This window comes from Neisseria weixii (assembly GCF_042658245.1).
Classification (GTDB): Bacteria; Pseudomonadota; Gammaproteobacteria; order Burkholderiales; family Neisseriaceae; genus Neisseria; species Neisseria weixii.
Window position 1 is genome coordinate 25,329 of the sequence record NZ_JBHSPY010000009.1, and the last position, 20,011, is coordinate 45,339.

Sequence of the window (20,011 nt, forward strand, 5' to 3'; positions counted from 1 at the left end):
GACGGCCTTAGAAATAAGGTTTGGATAAAGCCATGTATACAATCGTGGCCACACACGCCATGGCACTCAAATAGGTTACATAGAATTTGCTCGAGCGCGGTGCGGAACGCATCATCGCCACGCCAAAACCGATATACACCAGCAATAAAAAGATTTTTACCGCCAACCAAGGTGCATTAAACGGTGTGAAATGGGTAAGCTTCATCAGCCACAAACCGGTAAACAACAACATGGTGTCGTTTAAATGTGGCAAGGCTTTCAAGATGCCGGGTAAAGGCTTTTGCGGATTTTTCCACAATAAGAAAAAACGCAGATTAAACAATAAAATCGTAATCGCCACAAAGAGCATGTGACTGTGTTTGACAATTAAATATTGCATGATAGTGATGATAGTTGGTTTGAGAATGTCGCTATTCTACCCTAAACATTCATTTCTGACGTAACTTTTGTATCGCCAAAACATACGGGGGATGGTTTTGGCGGTTGATAAAATGGTATTTCAACACGGCAAATTCTTGCTGTGGCAGGGATTGTGCCCATGCCTCGACGGCCTCCGCTTCCACACGACCCGAATCATGGCCGGGATATAACACTGTTACCACAATACCGTTAGGATTTAGCAGCGATAACGTGCTATTGAGCGCCGCAAGGCTGCTGTGTGCTGATGTGGTGATGTTTTTGTCTCCGCCCGGCAACCAACCAAAATTGAACACTGCTGCATCCAAGCGCTGCCGGATATACTTTTCGATATATTGATGACTATCTTCAACCAAAGCTGCGCGACCCAACAAATTTTCCGCCATTAATCTGGCTTTAGTCTGCTCCATGGCTTGCCGTTGCACGTCAACCGCCCAAACTTTGCCGCGATTACCTACGGCTTTGGCCAAAAAAACCGTATCGTGGCCATTTCCGGCGGTGCCGTCTAAGGCCGTGTCGCCATCGTTTAAATGCTGAGTCAATAATTGATGCGTGAAAGGAAGAATATTCTGTATCGACATGATATTCTCTTGGTATGACTTACAGACCGTTTGAAAATAAAAATACCTTACCGGCATCGGTAAGGTATTAAAATAATGACCTGCATTATTCTGCTGACTGTGTTTCCACTTGCACCGGCGCTGCCGCTTCCGCTTGGGCAGCGGGTTTGTTTTCATGCTGCAAACTTACCGCACGAGCCGGAACGATGGTTGAAATGGCATGTTTGTAAACCATCTGGGTCACTGAAGTATTACGCAGCAGAACAACGTATTGGTCAAATGATTCGACTTGGCCTTGCAGCTTAATGCCGTTAACCAAGTAAATCGAAACCGGTACGTGCTCTTTACGCAACGCATTCAAAAAAGGATCTTGTAACATTTGTCCTTTAGCTGTCATATTCTTTAACTCCGTTATTATGATTTTAAGGAAAGCTGTGGATAGCTTTATGGGTGTGATTGTAGCGTTGAATATATATTTTTACCAACAATTTTGGGTAAGAATATGCAAACTTTTTAACAGGGTTTATTCATCTATCCCATTTGATTTATCTGCTATTTGACTCTGATTTGTTTAGATACTTACTCATCTCCTTCTTCTTTTTCAATTTTATTTCTTATTCGGCATGTTTCATGACGCCCCGCCGCACACATATCAAAAACCGGAAAACGAAGTTTTACTATCGTTTTCCGGTTTGGCTTTATTTGCTGTGCTGTTTTTTAACACTGACTTGGCGCTTCTTGGCTTTGCCCCCGCTATTGCATACTTTTTCGTCTTTACGCTCTTCACGTTTAGCAATCCGGTTGCTATAAGCTGCACGGCGTAATGGCTTTTTCTTCGGCTTGTCTTCTTTTTCTTCGTAAGGGTTTTCCGATACATTATATTGAATACGCAAAGGTGTTCCTTGAAGATTAAAGGCCTTACGGAACGTTTGCGTCAGATAACGCGTGTAGCTGTCGGAAATCGCGTGCAACGAATTGCCGTGCACCACAATCACCGGCGGATTCAAACCCCCTTGGTGGGCATAACGCATTTTCGGACGGGTTAAACCTGAACGCGGTGGTTGCTGACGCTCGATGGCCGTCTGAAGCACACGAGTGATTTTCGGTGTCGGCATTTTAATCATGGCCGCATTGTAAGCTGCTTGAATGCTGTCGAACAAACCGTCAATGCCGCGTTCTTTCAAAGCGGAAATAAAATGGAATTTGGCAAAATCCAAGAAATATAATTTGCGGTTGATGTCGCGTTTCACTTGCTCACGACGCTCTTCACTGAGGCCATCCCATTTGTTCACCGCGACCACCAACGCACGGCCTGCTTCCAAAGCAAAACCCGCAATCGTAGCATCTTGGTCGGCAATATCCTGCTGCGCATCCAATACCAATACTGCAACGTTGGCTGCTTCAATCGCCTGCATAGCTTTAATTACCGAGAACTTTTCTACTGCTTCATCTACTTTGCCGCGACGGCGCACGCCGGCAGTATCGATGATGGTAAACGGTTTCCCTTCTCGCTCAAAATCGATGTGGATACTGTCACGCGTGGTACCGGCCATATCGAATGCAATCACACGCTCTTCGCCCAAAATAGCATTCACCAAAGTCGATTTGCCGACATTCGGGCGGCCAATCACGGCAAAAACCGGATGCTTGGCGGTTTCTTCCTCTTCTTCCGGCTCTGGGAATTCGGCCAAAATCTCTTCCATCAGGTAATACACGCCATCGCCGTGCGCACCTGAAATTACGTAAGGCTCTCCCAAGGCCAACTCGAAAAACTCGGCGGACAATACCGCCTGATTGCCACCCTCACCTTTGTTCACGGCCAGATAAACCGGACGCGGGCTTTGACGCAAGCGGTCGGCAATAATTTTGTCTTGCGGTGTTAAGCCTGTGCGGGCATCAACCAAAAACACCACCGCATCTGCTTCGTCAACCGCTTGCAGGGTTTGGCGCGCCATCTCGTGCAAAATGCCACTATCTACCACCGGCTCAAAACCGCCGGTGTCAATGACTAAATAAGGTTTGCTACCGACTTTGCCGTGACCGTAATGACGGTCGCGCGTCAAACCCGGCAAATCGTGTACCAACGCGTCTTTGGTACGCGTCAATCGGTTGAATAAGGTAGATTTGCCGACATTTGGCCGTCCCACCAATGCAATTGTTGGCTTCATTTTTTACTTTCCTTTTTCAGACGGCCTATATTTGCAGGCCGTCTGAAAACACATAACGGCTTGCCGGAGACAATCTCCGACAAGCCTGCTGTTTGTATCTTGAGTCTGCATAAACCGCGCCTAATAACTTCGCACCATCATGCAGGATTGTTAAAACCATCTCTATTTTCAGACGGCCTTATTTTTGCGAATCCAATTTCATTTGAACCAATTCGCGTCCTACTGAATCTTTGGGTAACTTAGCCAATGCCTGCTCATAGCTGGCAGCTGCTTCTTTGGCTTTTCTTTGCGCGGCGAAAACATCGCCTTTGGTTTCCAGCAGCAAAGCTTCGTAATCGGCATCAACTTTGGTATCCAACGCCGACAAAGCTTCATCATATTTCTTCTGCTGCAATTTCACCACGGCCAAACGCTGCGCCGCCAAGGCTTGAACCAACGGCTCTTTTTGGTTTTTCAATACCCAGTTCAGATGGCCTGAAGCCACATCGTAACGGCCGGCATCAAATTCGGTCGCCGCTGCCATCAATGTTGCCTGAGCAGCAGGAATGGTGTCAGCAAAATTCTGCTGAAGGTTTTTCAAATCGGCATTAATGGCTGTTGCATCGCCTTTGTTTTGTGCCTTTTCAACCAATTTCGCCAACGCACCGGCTGCTTCTTGGCTTTTTTTCAGCAAATGGCTTTGGTACATGGTGTAACCCAAATAGCCTAATGCAGCCAGCATCAGCAAGGCAAACAACCAGCGGCCGGTGCTTTTCCAAAAATATTTGAAATTGTCTAACTCTTGTTGTTCTTCCAAATGAGCTGCCATTTATGCGTTCTTCCATTGTTGTAAAGTGTTGATTAAATCAGCTGCCGCCACCGTAATTTGGCCTTTTTCACCCTGCATGTCTTTCAGCGTGACTTTGCCTTCGGCCAATTCGTCTTGCGCCACAATCAGAGCAAAATGTGCGCCGCTGCCATCGGCTTTTTTCATTTGCGCTTTCAGGCTTTGATAACCCGAATGCTGCAAAACATTGAATCCCTCGGCACGCAATGCCTGCGCATACTGCATCACTTGCAAAGCAGCACCTTCGCCTTGATGCATGGCATACACATCGGGCGCAGCGTTGGCTTTCAGCGAACCGTATTCATGCACCAATAACAACAAGCGCTCCATACCCATGGCAAAACCAATCGAAGCGGCCGGCTTACCGCCCAATTCTTCAATCAGACCATCATAACGGCCGCCGCCGCACACGGTGGCTTGCGCGCCGAGTTTATCAGTTGTCCATTCGAACACGGTTTGATTGTAGTAATCCAAGCCACGTACCAAACGCGGATTTTCGGTGTATTGAATATCCAATCTATCTAACATGGCTTTGAAGCGGCTATAATGAGTACGCGATTCTTCACCCAAATAATCAAACAAGCGCGGCGCTGCATTGCAAATTTCCTGTAATTCCGGATTTTTGGTATCCAATACGCGCAGCGGATTGGTTTTCAGACGGCGTTTGCTGTCTTCATCCAATTGGTTTTCATATTCGGTCAAATAAGCCACCAATGCTGCACGGTGGGCGGCGCGTTCTTCACGATTACCCAAGCTGTTGATTTCCAGCATTAGATAATCGCTGATGCCCAGTTTTTTCCATAAATCGGCCGACATGGCAATGATTTCAGCATCAATATCAGGACCTTCGAAACCCAAAGCCTCAATACCCACTTGGTGAAACTGGCGGTAACGGCCTTTTTGCGGACGTTCGCGGCGGAACATCGGCCCCATATACCATAATTTCTGCGGGCTGTTATATAAAAGATTATGCTCAACCACTGCGCGCAAGCATGAGGCCGTGCCTTCAGGACGCAAGCTCAAGCTCAGTGAATCGTTGGAATCGGAAAAGGTGTACATTTCTTTGCCGACTACATCGGTTTCTTCACCGATGGAGCGGACAAACAAACCGGTTTGCTCCACAATCGGTGTACGGATTTGCTGATAGCCATAAGCGCGCGCCCATTGGCTGACCATGTCTTCAAGAGCCTGCCAAAAAGCGGCGGTGAGTTTGAAATCTTTTTGTTCAACAGGTAAAAGGTCGTTCATGCCTTTTACGGATTGGATTTTTTGTGCCATTTCAAATCAGAATGCTTAAATCAAATAGTCGCTAATTATAGCTTATTTTTAGCAGATTGTGTTTTCAGACGGCATGTTGGAGGCCTTAGGCCGTCTGAAAATCATTTCAGTACCGATAAGGCTTCGGGTAAAATATGCGGCATGAACACACGCATTAATCCCCTACCGCTGCTTGACGGCATCAAACCCAGCTATCTGGTCTTGCAGCACGATAAATCATTTTACGGCTTGCCGCTTTTGCACTTTTTATGCATCCGTTTTCCGTTTGTCGATGAAACCAATTGGCGCAAACGCTTAAACAGCGGATTCGTGGTCAGCTCAGACGGCATGGCTTTGAATTCGGATACGCTATTTCAGCCGGGGCAAACGATTTATTATTACCGCGAAACCAGCCGCGAAGACGAACCGCGCATTCCGTTTGACGAAAAAATCCTGCATATCGACGAGCATTTGATTGTGGTGGACAAGCCGCATTTTCTGCCGGTGATTCCCAGCGGCCGTTTTTTGCGCGAAACCTTGCTAACCCGCTTACGTCTGCGCCCTGATTTGCAACACTTAAGTGTCGAACATATCACACCGATTCACCGTCTGGACAAAGACACGGCGGGCGTGATGCTGTTGTCGCATAATCCGGCCAGCCGCCGCGATTATCAGACCATGTTCCAAGATAAAACAGTACGCAAAACTTATGAAGCGGTTGCTTCCACACGCACGGATTTGGTTTATCCTTATTCGGTACAATCGCGGATGGTGCGCGGAGACAAATTTTATTTAACGCAGGAAATCGATGGCGAGCCGAATGCGTTTACCACCATCGAATTGATTGAAAACCGTGGCGATACCAGCCTTTACCGCTTACAGCCGATTACCGGCAAAAAGCACCAGCTTCGGGTGCATATGATGAGCTTAGGCATGCCGCTGTTAAATGATGCGCTTTACCCTGTTCCGCTGGCAGCAGGCGATGAAGATTATGAAAAACCGTTAAAATTATTAGCCAAAAGCATTGAGTTTATCGACCCAATCAGTGGCGATAGCCGGAAATTCGAAAGCACCCAAAAGCTGTAAAACAAAGGCCGGCTGAACTATCTATTTTCAGACGGCCTTTTTTAATTAAACATTTTTAATCGGAATTACACGAGGCTGAACACGTTTTGCACCGCCTTCACGGTAATTCTCTTTCACGTATTCTTCGACAATCAGCAAGAATTCTCGCGCAATGTTGTCACCTTTTAAGGTCACTTTGCGTTCCCCATCGACATAAACCGGCGCAACCGGTGTTTCACCCGTTCCCGGCAAGCTGATGCCGATGTCGGCCAATTTGCTCTCACCGGGGCCGTTCACCACGCAACCCATGACAGCCACGTTTAAAGATTCCACCCCCGGGTAAACTGTGCGCCATATGTTCATTTTTTGACGCAAATAATTTTGCACATTTTGCGCCAATTCTTGGAATACGGTGCTGGTGGTGCGACCGCAACCCGGACAAGCCGTTACCATCGGTGTAAACGAACGCAAACCCATGGTTTGCAAAATTTCTTGGCCGACAATCACTTCCTGCGTGCGCGAACTACCAGGCTCCGGCGTCAAGGAAATGCGGATGGTGTCGCCAATGCCTTCTTGCAGCAATACTGCCAATGCCGCGGCGGAGGCCACAATACCTTTGCTGCCCATACCGGCTTCAGTCAAACCCAAATGTAGCGGATATTGGCAGCGGCTACCCAGCTCACGGTACACTTGAATCAAATCCTGCACCGCACTGACTTTGCACGACAAAATAATCTTGTCTTCCGGCAAGTCCAAGCTCACCGCTTTTTCAGCCGACTTTAAAGCGGAAACGATCAAGGCTTCTTTCATCACTTCTTCCGGCGGTCGCGGCGTAGCCGAAGCCATGTTGGCGTCCATCATGCGCTTGGCCAAACTTTGATCTAAAGAACCCCAGTTTACACCGATGCGCACGGCTTTGTTATTTTCAGCCGCAGTACGAATCATGTAGGCAAATTTTTCATCGCCTTTTACGCCTTTGCCGACATTGCCCGGATTGATTCGATATTTGGCCAAAGCTTTGCCGCACTCGGGATATTCCGCCAACAGTCGCTCGCCGTTGAAGTGAAAATCGCCGACCAACGGCGTGTTGCAGCCCATGTCGTCTAAGCGTTGGCGGATTTCGGCTACTTTGGAGGCCGCTTCGGGGCTGTTGACGGTAATCCGTACCATTTCCGAGCCGGCATCGCTCAATTCTTTCACTTGAAAAGCGGTTCCTTCGGCATCAGCGGTATCGGTGTTGGTCATGGATTGTACCACCACCGGTGCGCTGGAACCCACGGTTACGTGATCGATTTGTACTTGATGTGTTTGGCGGCGTTTGAGTGTGTTCATGTTTATTTTTTTCCTGCGATAAAGGTAGCAGACTGTTTGCCCTGCGCACGGTATTCAACCGGACGAATGCTGGTGCCGCCATAATTGGCTTCAGCACCGGCCGCAATACCAATCCAAACTTCATAAGGCGCACCGCCTTTGAAGCGGCGCTCGCTGCCGGCCGGAATGATGTTGCTGAATACCATTTTGCCGTCTTTATCATGAATAATCAGATTACTGCGGTATTGCACTTTCACCCATAATTCATCGGCAGCAACTTCAATTTTCGGCTCGGAGGCTGAGGAAGCGGCTGGATCTGAAGCGGAGGAAGCAGCCGCAATCACTTGCGTGCCCTGCTCGGTCATTTTGGACACTTCAACATTGCTGGCCTTTAAGGCCGGTGCCTGTAGGCTGTTTTGGACGGCGCTGCTGTCTTGCGTATGTTGTTGGTTATTTTCTAAATTCGACTTGTTCTGCCATAGATAAATGCTACCGGTGATTAAAGCCAGAGCAGCCACACCCAAAATCCATTTTGGGAAACCGTTTTTTTCCACACTTTGGTAATTGAAACCCACATCTTTTTCGCGATTGACAGCATAAACATGATCAGCGGTCTGCGGCACAACAGTTTTCAGACGGCTTGAAATTTGCTGCTCATCCATTTTCAACAAACGCGCATATGAGCGCAGAAAACCTGTAGCAAAAACCAAGCCCGAAAAGCTGGAATAATCACCTTTTTCCAAATCTTGAATTTGCTCTGCTGATAATTTCAGACGGCCTGCAATATCGCTGATGTCTATGCCCTGCTTTTCGCGCAATTGGCGCAATTCGTCACCCAATGCTTTTGCCGCTTCGATGTTGTGTACTGGTTTTTGCTGATTATCCATGTATTATCGACCTGTCGTCACTGCCTGTAGTTCTTCGGAATAAGGGAAATTGGCTCTTAATTGCGCTTCATATTCGTAAGCGGCTTGTGTGTTGCCCAACGCATTAGCCAAGCGCCAGCCCAACAGCAAATCATCTGCCTGCAATACGTCAACCTTGCTTTGGTATTGGCGGAAGTAATAATCGGCATCGTTCAGATTACCTGCCAACATTTTGGTGCGCGCCAATTCTTTGAATGCCGGCGGGAACTGCGGAGCAGCCGCCAAAGCGCGTTCTAAATAAGCTTCAGCCAATGAAAATTGGCCCATTTTTGCGCTGCAAATGCCTTTGTTCAAATTCGCCACATACGGGGTGGGGTATGTCGGATCGGACAGCGCTTTATCGAAATATTGAATCGATTCGGCCGGATTATTCATATGGCTGCAAACAAACCAGCCGTAGTTGTTGTTGATTTCCGCACTATCGGGCTTTAACGATAAGGCTTTCAAAAAACTTTCTTGCGCTTTGTCCTGCACCTTCAAATATTGGTAAATCTGCGCACGCACCAACCAAGCCACTTCGTTTTTGGCATTAGAACCCAACGCATCTTCAATCGCCTGCGTTGCCTGGCGGTAATCCTGAACACGCATATATTCCAGAGCCAATTGCGTTTTGATGTTGGAAACCTGTTGCGCTCTCTCACGCGGACTCGGCCCTGGCGAACCGGCACACGCGGCTAATGTGAAAATTACGATCAAAGACGATAAAATGTTTAATTTCATGACTTAACCCTGTTGCTCAACCAAAATCTGCTGCCATTTCTGCTGACGCTTGGTTTTATCCTGCACTTGTCCCGCCAGCTGACCGCAAGCCGCATCAATATCATCACCACGCGTTTTACGCACCGTCACCACGTGTCCGGCCTGCTGCAAAATATCACGAAACACACGAATATTTTCATTAGAAGAACGATTGTAGCCTGAATTTGGAAACGGATTAAACGGAATCAGATTGAATTTACACGGCACATCTTTTACCAATTCAATCAGTTCACGCGCGTGTTGTGGCTTATCGTTAATGCCGTCGAGCATAACGTATTCGAAGGTGATGAAGTCACGTGGCGCCTTAACCAGATAACGCTGACATGCCGCCATCAGTTCTTTCAGCGGATATTTTTTATTTAACGGCACAATCTCATCACGCACGACATCGTTAGATGCATGCAACGAGACCGACAAAGCCACAGGCATGACATCGCGCAATCGATCCATCTGCGGCACCATACCCGATGTGGATACTGTTACGCGGCGGCGGCTCAAACCGTAACCGTGATCATCAAGCATAATACTCAAAGCAGTGACCACGTTATCAAAGTTGGCCATCGGCTCCCCCATTCCCATCATCACCACGTTGGAAATCACCCGCTCATTTTTCGGCGTCACACCCATGGCTTTGTTTGCCCACCACAATTGACCGATAATTTCAGCTGCGGTTAAGTTGCGGTTAAAACCTTGGCGGCCGGTAGAACAAAATGTACATTCCAATGCGCAGCCTACTTGCGAGGAGATACATAATGTACCGCGCCCTACTTCGGGAATAAACACCGTTTCCACGCCGTTACCCGTACCGACATCCAACAACCATTTACGCGTGCCGTCAGCCGATTCCTGCGAGGTCATCAATTGCGGAATGCCAATGGCGGCCTGTTCGTTTAATTTTTGGCGCAGAGATTTGGCCAAATCGGTCATTTCGTCAAATTCAGAGGCACACGATTGGTGAATCCAACGCATAACCTGTTTGGCGCGGAATGGTTTTTCACCCATTACGGCAAAGTGTTCGGTCAGTCCCGGTAAATCAAAATTCAATAGATTGGTTTTCATGTATTCATAAACTATGAGAAGCTGTTAAATTAAAACTGTATGAAATACAAAATACAGCTTTAATTTACAAGCTTTTTATTTTCAGACGGCCTATTTTAATAAATGGCCGTCTGAAAACATGCCCGACAAAGTCTTATAGCCGTCTGATTATTTTCCCGAGACAGTTGTATTCGGAAAAATTATTCAGACGGCCTCAAACAAATTGACACCGGGTCAATTTTAACGAGAGCAGATTTCGCTGTCTTTAAAGAAGTAAGCGATTTCGATGGCAGCATTTTCCAAGCTGTCAGAACCGTGTACGGCATTGGCATCGATAGATTCGGCAAAGTCGGCGCGGATGGTACCGGCAGCGGCTTCTTTAGGATTGGTCGCCCCCATCAGCTCGCGGTTTTTTGCCACGGCATTTTCGCCTTCCAACACTTGAATCATCACCGGACCGCTGGTCATGAATGTGACCAAATCGGTAAAGAAAGGACGCTCTTTGTGTACGGCGTAGAAACCTTCGGCTTCTTCTTGGCTCAGCTGTTTCATTTTTGCGGCAACGATTTTCAAGCCGTTACTTTCAAAGCGGTCATAAATTTTACCGATAACGTTTTTACCCACGGCATCTGGTTTTACGATAGAGATGGTACGTTCAATAGCCATGTCATGTCCTTATATTCATTGCATTTTGCAATAGGGTTTTTCAAAATTCGGTGAAGCTTTATTTTACCAAACTTCGTTTGCTTTTGGTAAAAAGCAGCATTAACCGGCCAAAAATTACGTTTATTTTTTCTTACCCAGCGTCAAATGTGGCTGCTCCAAATACACTTCAGACTGCATTTCCACCATACGGCTGGCAGTACGGGTAAATTCTGCGGCAAAATCACCTTCAACATAAATATCATTCACATCAACTGCACTGGTGGCGCACAGCTTCACTCGGAAATCATACAATACGTCAATAAGCCAAGTCAGACGACGCGCTTCCGCTTTTTCCAGCGGTGTCAAACGCTCTAAGCCGGAAACAAACATGATTTCGTAATTCTCGGCCAAATACAGATAATCCGCTTGCGAACGAGGGCCAAAGCACAATGCGCGGAAATCAAACCAGATTGCTTTGTCAGATTTGGCTTTGTGTGGAATTTCACGGTCATGAATAATACTGATACCCGGATTCAATCCCGATGTATGCGCCATTTCTTTAAACAATTCAGCCAGTTTGTTTTCGTTTTCTTCATTACTCGGCACAAAGAAAATTTCAGCGGGCTTCAAAGTACGCAAGCGGTAATCTTCGCCACCATCAACGTTCAATACCGTCAAATTCGATTCAATCAAGGCAATGGTCGGCAAAAAGCTGCTGCGGTTTTGTCCTTGCGGATACAGCTCAGACGGTGCGTAGTTGGAAGTTGCCACCAACACCACGCCTTCGTTTAACAAATTTTCCAGCAAGCGGCCGAGAATCATGGCATCGGCAATGTCGCTGACGTGAAATTCGTCAAAACACAAAACGCGCGTTTCTTGAGAAATATCGGAAGCCACGGCTTTCAACGGATTGGCTTCGCTTTTTAAACCTTTCAGGCGCTGATGGATTTCTGCCATAAAAGCATGAAAGTGAACACGACGTTTGCGTTTATAAGGCAGACAGCCGAAAAACGCATCCATCAGAAAACTTTTACCACGCCCTACGCCACCATAAAAATACAAGCCTTTCGGCACTTGCGGCGAACGCAGGCTACGGCCCAAAAAACGGTTGCGTTTGCGTTTGAACATCATCAGCTCAGTCCACAAACGGTCTAAATGCTCAATGGCAACGGCTTGCGCCTCATCACGGATAAAATTAGGCTGCTGGGCAGCGGCCTGATACCAAGTCAACGGACTGTGGTTTTCAAAACTTGGCGGGACAAACAGATTTTCTCTATCACTCATTACCGAACCTTATTATTTATTAATTCTGACTGAATGGCAGCCATTATAAATGATTTCAGACGGCCTCCAAGCATTTATCGTATGAAACTTCTTTATTGCTTGAATTTATAAGAAAAAACGCCGCATTTCTGCGGCGTTTGTTTACTCAGGTTTTTAGTTGGCGTTCTCTTGCAGAGCCAAGTCCACACGTTCGCGCAACTCTTTACCCGGCTTGAAATGCGGAACATGCTTTTCAGGCACTTCCACACGCTCGCCGGTTTTCGGGTTGCGACCCACTCGGGCTGGACGGTGGTTCAAGTCAAAGCTGCCGAAACCACGGATTTCAATGCGTTGGCCGCGAGCCAGCGAACGGGACATGGTATCCACCAAAACTTTCACGCTATACTCAACGTCTTTAGCCATCAATTGATTTCCGTTTTTTTCGGCAAAAACCTCTGCCAAACGAACCATTAATTCAGACTTAGTCATTGTCTGCAACCTTATTCTTCACCAGACAATTTGGCTTTCAGCAAGTCACCCAAGCTGGTGGTACCGGCGTTGGCAGTTGCTGCAGAATTTACCGAGTTCAAAGCGTCGCGGTTTTCTTTAGCGTCTTTGGCTTTTACAGACAAGCGGATGCTGCGGTTTTTGCGGTCAACAGTTGCGATAACGGCTTCAACTTCGTCGCCTTCTTTCACGACATTGCGCAAGTCTTCAACGCGCTCGCTAGACCACTCAGCTGCTGGCAAGTAAGCTTCTACTTCATCAGACAATGCAACTACAGCACCTTTAGCGTCAACAGATCTCACAGTACCTTTAACCAAAGCACCTTTGTCGTTTACGCTGACGAAGTTACCGAATGGGTCGCCTTCCAATTGTTTGATGCCCAAAGAGATGCGCTCTTTGTCCACATCGATGGCCAATACAACGGCTTCAACTTCTTCGCCTTTTTTGTATTTGCGAACGGCTTCTTCGCCAGACTCAGTCCAAGAGAGGTCAGACAAGTGAACCAAACCGTCGATACCGCCTGGCAAGCCTACGAATACACCGAAGTCGGTAATCGATTTAACCGCACCGGATAATTTGTCACCTTTGTTGTGGTTGGCGGCAAATTCTTCCCATGGGTTGGCTTGACATTGTTTCATGCCCAAAGAAATACGACGACGGTCTTCGTCGATTTCCAAGATCATCACTTCTACTTCGTCGCCCAATTGAACCACTTTGCTTGGGTGTACGTTTTTGTTGGTCCAGTCCATTTCAGAAACGTGTACCAAACCTTCGATACCTTGTTCGATTTCAACGAATGCACCGTAGTCGGTCAAGTTAGACACTTTACCGAACAGGCGGGTACCTTGTGGGTAACGACGGGTCAGACCGCTCCATGGATCTTCGCCCAATTGTTTCATACCCAGAGAAACGCGTTGTTTGTCTTGGTCGAATTTCAATACTTTGGCTTCAACTTCTTGGCCGACTTCCAACACCTCGCCTGGGTGTTTCACACGGCGCCATGCCAAGTCGGTGATGTGCAGCAAACCGTCAATGCCGCCCAAGTCAACGAATGCACCGTAATCGGTGATGTTTTTAACGATACCTTTAACAACCGAACCTTCTTGCAGGTTTTCCAGCAAGGCTTTGCGCTCTTCACCCAAAGTGGCTTCCAAAACGGCACGACGCGATACCACCACGTTGTTGCGTTTTTTATCCAATTTGATAACTTTGAATTCGATCTCTTTGCCTTCAAAGTGTGAAGTGTCTTTAACCGGACGAATGTCAACCAAAGAACCCGGCAAGAATGCGCGGATGCTGTTGATCATCACAGTCAAACCACCTTTTACTTTACCGTTGATCACGCCAGACAAGATGTCGCCGTTTTCCATTGCTTCTTCCAAAGCAATCCAGTCGGCAGCGCGTTTGGCTTTTTCGCGAGACAGTTTGGTTTCGCCGAAGCCGTTTTCAACAGATTCGATGGTGACGGTAACAAAGTCACCAACTTTAACTTCAATTTCGCCTTGAGCGTTTTTGAATTCAGCTACGTCGATCAGAGATTCTGATTTCAGACCTGCGTTAACGGTCACAAAGTTTTGGTCGATTGCCACTACTTCAGCGGTAATCACCTCACCTGGGTTCATCTCTTGCAGGGTGAAGCTTTCTTCCAATAACTGAGCAAAATTTTCCATAGACATAAATAACTCTTTTCGGTACACCGCCAAGGGGTGCGGGGTAAGTTAGACATCGCTCGCCGCCCTTGGCACGGCAAGCGTCAAAATCAATCGATTAAAATAAAAATGCTGCGGTAAAAATACATTTTGCAGCTTTCTTATTTTAACCGACTATAATTTTCAGACGGCCTTTCATGATAAAAAGGCCGTCTGAAATCAAGCAAAAGAATTATACAGCAATTTTCAAACTTTGCCATACCAATCAAGCACTTTTTTTACGCTTTCTTCAATACCCAGCTCGGTGGTATCCAAAAGCTGCGCATCCGGCAATTGCTGCAACGGCGCAACGGCTCGGCGGCGGTCGGCTTCGTCACGCGCTTCGATATCCGACAAAATGCGGTCAAATTCCATACCTTCGCACGGCAAGCCGATTTGCTTGGCACGGCGCTCTGCACGCACTTGCGCGCTGGCGGTCAAAAACACCTTCAACGCCGCTTGGGGAAAAATCACCAAGCCGATATCGCGCCCATCAGCCACCAAGCCTTTACCGGTTAAAAAATCACGTTGGCGCTGCAATAAAGCGGTGCGTACTTGCGGCAATTTCGCCACAGCAGAAGCGCCCATACCGATGGCTTCAGTGCGGATTTGTTCGGAAACATCTTCGCCATTCAGCAAGACTTTTTGACCGTCAAACTCAGCCGGTAAACTTTCCGCCAATTTGGCTACACCGGCCTCATTTGTCCACTCGACATTTTCTTTTTGGGCATAGAGGGCAGTCAACCGGTAAAGCGCACCCGAATCCAGATAATCAAAGCCCAAGGCAGCGGCAACGCGTGAAGCAACCGTTCCTTTTCCTGAAGCACTCGGCCCGTCAATAGCAATAACTTTTTGTTTTTCCGACATATCCGTTCTCTTAATCGTGTTGGGTTTGAAGGCAGCGCAAAGGCCGTCTGAACAATCATTGCGACCAGTAGAGGCATTATAAACAATCTCGACCGCAAATTCATGGTTTCAGACGGCCTTCGCATGCAAAGACGATACAAAATTTACCGGAATCATCGTATAATCGCGCCCGATTGCTTCAAAATCATAACGGAATTTAACATGCAACAACTTAAACTAGCTATCTCCGGCGCGCAGATTTTATTTGTCGCGTTCGGGGCGATGGTGCTCGTTCCCCTTCTAACCGGTCTGAATCCTGCCTTGGCTTTGCTTGGCGCAGGTATCGGCACGCTTTTATTTCAATTGCTCACCAAACGCAAAGTACCGATTTTCTTAGGTTCTTCGTTTGCTTTTATCGCGCCGATTATTTATTCCATCAGCGAATGGGGCTTGCCGTCGACCATGTTCGGCCTGTTTGCCGCCGGCTTTATGTATTTTATCTTTGCCGCACTGATTCGCTGGCGCGGCTTGGAAGCGGTGCATAAATTATTGCCGCCTGTGGTGATTGGTCCGGTGATTATGGTAATCGGTTTGTCGGTAGCCGCAGCGGCCAGCCAAATGGCTATGGGCCAATCCGGCGGCCGGCAAGTAATCGAGTACAGCAATTCATTGATTCTGGCCGGATTCACTTTTGCCGTAACTGTAGTCGTGTCGGTATTCGGCAGCAAAATGATGAAGCTGATTCCGATTTTAATCGGCGTGGCTTCAGGTTACATCTTGGCACTCGCCATGGGTTTGGTCGATACATCGCCGATTGCCAGCGCGCCTTGGTTTGCCATTCCCCACTTTGAAACGCCCGAAGTCAACTGGCAAGCGGCTTTATTTATGTTGCCTGTCGCCATTGCTCCCGCCATCGAACACATCGGCGGCATCATGGCCATCGGCAACGTGACCGGAAAAGACTACGCCAAAGATCCGGGCTTGGACAAAACCCTTGCCGGCGACGGCTTGGGCGTGTGTGTGGCCGGTTTAATCGGCGGCCCGCCTGTCACCACTTACGGCGAAGTCACCGGTGCGGTGATGATTACTAAAAACAGCAACCCGAAAATCATGACTTGGGCAGCCATCTTCGCAATTTGCATGGCCTTTTTCGGCAAATTTAACGCGTTTTTAGCCTCGATTCCTTTGCCGGTGATGGGTGGCATCATGATTTTGCTGTTCGGCACCATCGCTTCATTAGGCTTGAAAACGCTGATTGATGCCAAAGTGGATTTAATGCAACCGAAAAACTTAGTCATCGTCAGCTCGGTACTCACCACCGGCGTGGGCGGCATGATCATTAAGTTTGGCACACTCAGCTTCGCCGGTGTCGGTTTGTGCTCAATTCTGGCGATTTTGCTGAACTGGATTTTGCCGACTGCGAAAGATCCTGCTGCGCCGGTCGAATAAATCTTGTTGATATAAAAGGCCGTCTGAAAAAATCATTTTCAGACGGCCTTTTCTTAAATATCAATAATATCAATTCAGGCCTTAACGCTCACCAAACAGATTAATCACCCCATCTGCCAACGCTTTTTGCCATACCGCATAATCATGGCCTCCACCGTATTCGCGGTAAGTCACCATATGGTTGTGGCGTTGCAAAATGTCACCCAGTTGGCGTGATGAAAAGGCGATGCCTTCTGCCGCAGCCTCTCCCTTGCGGGCGGTTTCATACTTTCCAGCCATGATGTACCACTTTAACGGTAGCTCGGATGATGAAGCAACCGTTTCCTGAATACCTTCACCCGTCTTATTTTTCCACCAAAAAGAACCCGACATCGGCAGCACATTGGCAAATTGTTGCGGGTGGCGCAAAGCAATGTAAGCAGCGGCCAAACCACCATAGCTACTACCTGCAATCACAGCCGATTCGCGGTGGTGGACATGGCCGGTTTACTGCTCGACAAAGGGAATCAGTCCTTGCGACACCATATCGGCAAACTGTGGGTTGGCAGGCAATTCTTTGCTGCGCTCATGGTTGTCAATCATCACGGCAATTATGGGCGGCAGGTTTATTTGTGCACGCAAGCGGTCGAACACGGCAGGAAGCTGCGTTTTCTCCAGATAATCTTGCCCGTCAAAAAGATACAGCCATACAGGTTTTGCATTGTCATCTTGGTTGGTTTGATAAATCCATAGCCGGCGCGTATTGTTAAGTATTTTACTGGTAAAAGCATATTGTTTCAGACGGCCTTTTGGTTTATCGAGGCCATCTGAAAAAGCCTCCTGATTCAAATCCACCAAAGAGTCTCTACCAAACGGTGCGGATTAAACGGGTCTGGCTGCAACCCCGCCAACAATGCGCGCCGTTTGCGGTATTGTGCTTCTTTTTCGTTGCTATCCAAATTTTCAGGCGAAGGCACATCGGGAGCAAGCTGGTAGCTTAAGCGTAAATCATTGGGCACGGTGAAACTTTTGTACCAAACGTCGCTGTCAGGCAGCTTTTCCATCCACTCATGGCCGTTGCCCGGGGCACCCAATACGCGCACATTTTTTTGTGCGCCACGATAAAGAAACGTCAGCAAACGGCCGGAACTGCCTGTCCCTTCCACCAGTGGTGTGCCTTTGCCTGCCATTTCTTGCCAAAATTTTTCCAAGGCTTGTTTGTCGTGTTTCAAATCCTGCTGCAAGGCTTGCAAACGCGGGCTTTGCGGTGCGGTGTTTTCACGAATAACGCCATCGATGGTGGCCTTGCTTTGTTTTAATGTTAATGCATAGCAGATTCGTGGATTTTCCTCCGCCTTCAAACTCAGATCCGCCCACTTTTCAGACGGCAACCACAATAAAAATTGTTGCTCGTTGGTTTGGTTATGAAACAACATGCACTCCAGGCCGTCTGAAACCGCATTCAGCGTCATGCCTTTACGCGCAAAATCAACGCCGCTGAAACGAATATTCCCCTCAATATAGCGGCCTTTTGATAAATCCAACGGAATATCGGCAATCCCTCGCCCATTCAAACAGGCTTGGTTATCTGTCTTGGCAACGGAAAAAGCGGGCAGCATAAATAAAGCAAAAAAAGTGCGTTTCACTGTATTTCCTTAAAGATTCAGACGGCATTTGACGAGAACGGCCGCCTGAAGCCACATCACAAGATTTTTTACCAGCGACAACCTGCCGAAAGCGTCACCACACGCCCTTTGCCGTAAAAACAGGCATTGCCGTTGGCACAGGAGGCAACGTATGCTTTGTTGGTCAGGTTTTGCACGTTAAGCTGAACCTGCGTGCCTTTGAGTGCGCTCCAATGCCCGCCCGGTTTGTAAGCCAGCTTCATGTCCCACAAAGTATAGGCCGGTACGCGGAAAGTATTGGCGCTGTCACCCCATGTTTTGCCGATGTGGCGCAAGCCCAAACCCGCACTGACACCGCTCAATACACCGGAAAAGCGGTAATCCGTCTACAATGAGAAACTGTGCCCCATGAGGTTGTACCAACTGCTGAAGCATCGCTGTCTTCGCGTACTTTTTTGTCCAGATAAGTATAATTACCGCTGATGCCCCAAGCTGGTGTGATATCACCCTGAATCTCGGTTTCCGCACCACACGTGCGAACTTTCCCGCGCTGCGTCTTCTCGTAGGTCGACGGCGTGTAAACGGTCAGGTTTTTCTGCTCGATATCAAACGGCGTTCGGCGTAATCCAATCCGAATAGCTCATCGTGTTTGACCGAGCCGGTATTGCCCTGCCAACACAAGCGGTTGTCAACCAACAAATCGCGTGAGCTATCTTCAAAACGGCGGGCTTTGCGGATAAGTCGCTGTCCTCTCCTGCATACCACACCACCAACGTTTTCCAGTCATCTGAATACTGACTGTAACGCAGGTTTTGCTCAACGCTGAAACCGTTGCCGAAATCATGGCTGAAACGGTGGCCGATATGGGCTTTTCGGTTATTGAAATTGTGGAAGTTTTTATCCCCTGCGAAGAAATCGTAAGGAATGTAACAGCTTTCCACCACGTCCACCGTGCCTTGACGCACCAAAAAGTTGCGGTCGCCAGCTTCGGGTTGACGCTCATAAAATGCTTTCAACGTCCATTCTGTTTGCTCATTCGGCTTCCAGCGTAAAGACGATATCAGGGTCAATTAACGCTGCCGCGCCACATCGCCCGCCTGCCAATTCACCTGCTTGGCGTCGCCGACGATGCGGCAAGCCCATTCGTCATCTAGGGCGCGGTCAAGGTCGATACCGACTTCAGCCAGTTTGCCCGTGCCGGTTTTGAATATTACTTCGTTTTCATTGCTGCCGCTGGCTTCTTTAAACGGAATATTAACCAAGCCGCCCGGATTGGCTTGGCCGTACAATACCGATGACAGCCCTTTCAGCACTTCGATGCGGTCAACGAATAAGGGCTGATCTCCAGCGAAGCCGGATAGCGCAAACCGTCTAAAAATGTCGGTTGGCCGCCACCGCGGCTTTTGAAACCAATGCCCCGCACCGACATTTCGATAATGCCGTTTTCACCACGGTAGCCACCTGAGGCACCTGCGGTATAAGCCAGCGTTTCCGCCATATCTTTCGGATCTCGCTCGTCCAAATGGCTACGGGTGACCACACTCACACTTTGCGGCACGTTGTTTGAGGGGGTCGCGGTTTTCGTGGCGGACCAGGATTGCTGGGGTGAGGCCGTATACTGGTAACGCCGCGTTTCATTACCCCGCCACTTCAACAGTTTCTAATTCCACAGTATCTTGGGC

The 20,011-nt window shown here is 48.1% G+C and carries 22 protein-coding genes and 1 pseudogene; 2 read left to right on the top strand and 21 right to left on the bottom strand.

Annotation, left to right across the window (positions count from 1 at the left end):
* Nucleotides 1–7: 7 nt before the first annotated feature.
* From ACFPVS_RS06305 to hisS, 6 genes are all read right to left on the bottom strand, one after another.
* Nucleotides 8–379, bottom strand: a complete 372-nt coding sequence (locus ACFPVS_RS06305; protein ID WP_096295042.1) for a SirB2 family protein — start codon at nucleotides 377–379, stop codon at nucleotides 8–10.
* A gap of 49 nt (nucleotides 380–428) precedes the next feature.
* A complete protein-coding gene (gene mnmM / locus ACFPVS_RS06310; RefSeq protein WP_157742711.1) occupies nucleotides 429–1,055 on the bottom strand; it encodes a tRNA 5-(aminomethyl)-2-thiouridylate-methyltransferase MnmM in 627 nt (208 codons plus the stop codon).
* Between the two features lie 28 nt (nucleotides 1,056–1,083).
* Nucleotides 1,084–1,374 carry an RNA chaperone Hfq gene (hfq, locus tag ACFPVS_RS06315; protein ID WP_096295040.1) on the bottom strand — a complete coding sequence of 97 codons (291 nt, stop codon included), beginning with the start codon at nucleotides 1,372–1,374 and terminating at the stop codon, nucleotides 1,084–1,086.
* A 301-nt stretch (nucleotides 1,375–1,675) separates the two neighbouring features.
* On the bottom strand, nucleotides 1,676–3,145 hold the full coding sequence (gene der / locus ACFPVS_RS06320; protein WP_378595511.1) for a ribosome biogenesis GTPase Der: 1,470 nt from the start codon (nucleotides 3,143–3,145) through the stop codon (nucleotides 1,676–1,678).
* Nucleotides 3,146–3,323: 178 nt separating this feature from the next.
* Nucleotides 3,324–3,953, bottom strand: coding sequence for a YfgM family protein (locus tag ACFPVS_RS06325; RefSeq protein ID WP_378595512.1), 630 nt, complete (start codon nucleotides 3,951–3,953; stop codon nucleotides 3,324–3,326).
* Nucleotides 3,954–5,249, bottom strand: a complete 1,296-nt coding sequence (gene hisS, locus ACFPVS_RS06330; protein WP_096295038.1) for a histidine--tRNA ligase — start codon at nucleotides 5,247–5,249, stop codon at nucleotides 3,954–3,956.
* A 141-nt stretch (nucleotides 5,250–5,390) separates the two neighbouring features.
* On the opposite strand from hisS, the gene ACFPVS_RS06335 reads away from it, so the two are divergent.
* On the top strand, nucleotides 5,391–6,314 hold the full coding sequence (locus tag ACFPVS_RS06335; protein ID WP_096295037.1) for an RluA family pseudouridine synthase: 924 nt from the start codon (nucleotides 5,391–5,393) through the stop codon (nucleotides 6,312–6,314).
* A gap of 45 nt (nucleotides 6,315–6,359) precedes the next feature.
* On the opposite strand, the gene ispG is transcribed toward ACFPVS_RS06335, so the two are convergent.
* The 9 genes from ispG to cmk all read right to left on the bottom strand — a co-directional run bounded on the left by ispG (nucleotide 6,360) and on the right by cmk (nucleotide 15,297).
* A complete protein-coding gene (ispG, locus tag ACFPVS_RS06340) occupies nucleotides 6,360–7,625 on the bottom strand; it encodes a flavodoxin-dependent (E)-4-hydroxy-3-methylbut-2-enyl-diphosphate synthase (protein WP_096295036.1) in 1,266 nt (421 codons plus the stop codon).
* A gap of 2 nt (nucleotides 7,626–7,627) precedes the next feature.
* On the bottom strand, nucleotides 7,628–8,491 hold the full coding sequence (locus ACFPVS_RS06345) for a helix-turn-helix domain-containing protein (RefSeq protein WP_096295035.1): 864 nt from the start codon (nucleotides 8,489–8,491) through the stop codon (nucleotides 7,628–7,630).
* Between the two features lie 3 nt (nucleotides 8,492–8,494).
* Complete coding sequence (gene pilW, locus ACFPVS_RS06350; protein ID WP_378595513.1) at nucleotides 8,495–9,250, bottom strand: type IV pilus biogenesis/stability protein PilW; 756 nt, start codon at nucleotides 9,248–9,250, stop codon at nucleotides 8,495–8,497.
* Between the two features lie 3 nt (nucleotides 9,251–9,253).
* Nucleotides 9,254–10,348, bottom strand: a complete 1,095-nt coding sequence (rlmN, locus tag ACFPVS_RS06355) for a dual-specificity RNA methyltransferase RlmN (protein WP_096295034.1) — start codon at nucleotides 10,346–10,348, stop codon at nucleotides 9,254–9,256.
* Between the two features lie 219 nt (nucleotides 10,349–10,567).
* Nucleotides 10,568–10,993 (bottom strand): nucleoside-diphosphate kinase, encoded by a 426-nt coding sequence (gene ndk, locus ACFPVS_RS06360; RefSeq protein WP_096295033.1) that lies wholly within the window; start codon nucleotides 10,991–10,993, stop codon nucleotides 10,568–10,570.
* Between the two features lie 120 nt (nucleotides 10,994–11,113).
* The gene (gene zapE / locus ACFPVS_RS06365; protein ID WP_096295032.1) at nucleotides 11,114–12,256 is read right to left on the bottom strand and encodes a cell division protein ZapE; all 1,143 of its coding nucleotides are present in this window, start codon (nucleotides 12,254–12,256) and stop codon (nucleotides 11,114–11,116) included.
* 153 nt (nucleotides 12,257–12,409) lie between these two features.
* On the bottom strand, nucleotides 12,410–12,724 hold the full coding sequence (locus ACFPVS_RS06370) for an integration host factor subunit beta (protein WP_096295031.1): 315 nt from the start codon (nucleotides 12,722–12,724) through the stop codon (nucleotides 12,410–12,412).
* 11 nt (nucleotides 12,725–12,735) lie between these two features.
* Nucleotides 12,736–14,418, bottom strand: a complete 1,683-nt coding sequence (rpsA, locus tag ACFPVS_RS06375) for a 30S ribosomal protein S1 (RefSeq protein WP_096295030.1) — start codon at nucleotides 14,416–14,418, stop codon at nucleotides 12,736–12,738.
* 219 nt (nucleotides 14,419–14,637) lie between these two features.
* On the bottom strand, nucleotides 14,638–15,297 hold the full coding sequence (cmk, locus tag ACFPVS_RS06380; protein WP_096295029.1) for a (d)CMP kinase: 660 nt from the start codon (nucleotides 15,295–15,297) through the stop codon (nucleotides 14,638–14,640).
* Nucleotides 15,298–15,498: 201 nt separating this feature from the next.
* Here cmk and ACFPVS_RS06385 point away from each other — a divergent pair, with 201 nt between their 5' ends.
* On the top strand, nucleotides 15,499–16,725 hold the full coding sequence (locus tag ACFPVS_RS06385; RefSeq protein WP_096295028.1) for a uracil-xanthine permease family protein: 1,227 nt from the start codon (nucleotides 15,499–15,501) through the stop codon (nucleotides 16,723–16,725).
* A gap of 81 nt (nucleotides 16,726–16,806) precedes the next feature.
* On the opposite strand, the pseudogene ACFPVS_RS06390 reads toward ACFPVS_RS06385, so the two are convergent.
* The 6 genes and pseudogenes from ACFPVS_RS06390 to ACFPVS_RS06415 form a co-directional block, all read right to left on the bottom strand.
* A pseudogene (locus ACFPVS_RS06390) lies at nucleotides 16,807–17,559 on the bottom strand (alpha/beta hydrolase).
* The gene (locus tag ACFPVS_RS06395; protein ID WP_096295025.1) at nucleotides 17,550–18,350 is read right to left on the bottom strand and encodes an enterochelin esterase domain-containing protein; all 801 of its coding nucleotides are present in this window, start codon (nucleotides 18,348–18,350) and stop codon (nucleotides 17,550–17,552) included. Before ACFPVS_RS06395 ends, ACFPVS_RS06390 begins: the two are co-directional and overlap by 10 nt.
* A gap of 68 nt (nucleotides 18,351–18,418) precedes the next feature.
* Nucleotides 18,419–18,691 (bottom strand): TonB-dependent receptor domain-containing protein, encoded by a 273-nt coding sequence (locus ACFPVS_RS06400; protein ID WP_096295024.1) that lies wholly within the window; start codon nucleotides 18,689–18,691, stop codon nucleotides 18,419–18,421.
* A gap of 243 nt (nucleotides 18,692–18,934) precedes the next feature.
* Nucleotides 18,935–19,345, bottom strand: a complete 411-nt coding sequence (locus ACFPVS_RS06405) for a hypothetical protein (RefSeq protein ID WP_123804244.1) — start codon at nucleotides 19,343–19,345, stop codon at nucleotides 18,935–18,937.
* Between the two features lie 54 nt (nucleotides 19,346–19,399).
* Nucleotides 19,400–19,642 (bottom strand): hypothetical protein, encoded by a 243-nt coding sequence (locus ACFPVS_RS06410; protein WP_096295022.1) that lies wholly within the window; start codon nucleotides 19,640–19,642, stop codon nucleotides 19,400–19,402.
* Nucleotides 19,636–19,887: a TonB-dependent receptor plug domain-containing protein gene (locus tag ACFPVS_RS06415; RefSeq protein ID WP_269768630.1), complete on the bottom strand. Its 252-nt coding sequence runs from the start codon at nucleotides 19,885–19,887 to the stop codon at nucleotides 19,636–19,638. The genes ACFPVS_RS06410 and ACFPVS_RS06415 overlap by 7 nt, the downstream gene beginning before the upstream one ends.
* Nucleotides 19,888–20,011 lie beyond the last annotated feature (124 nt).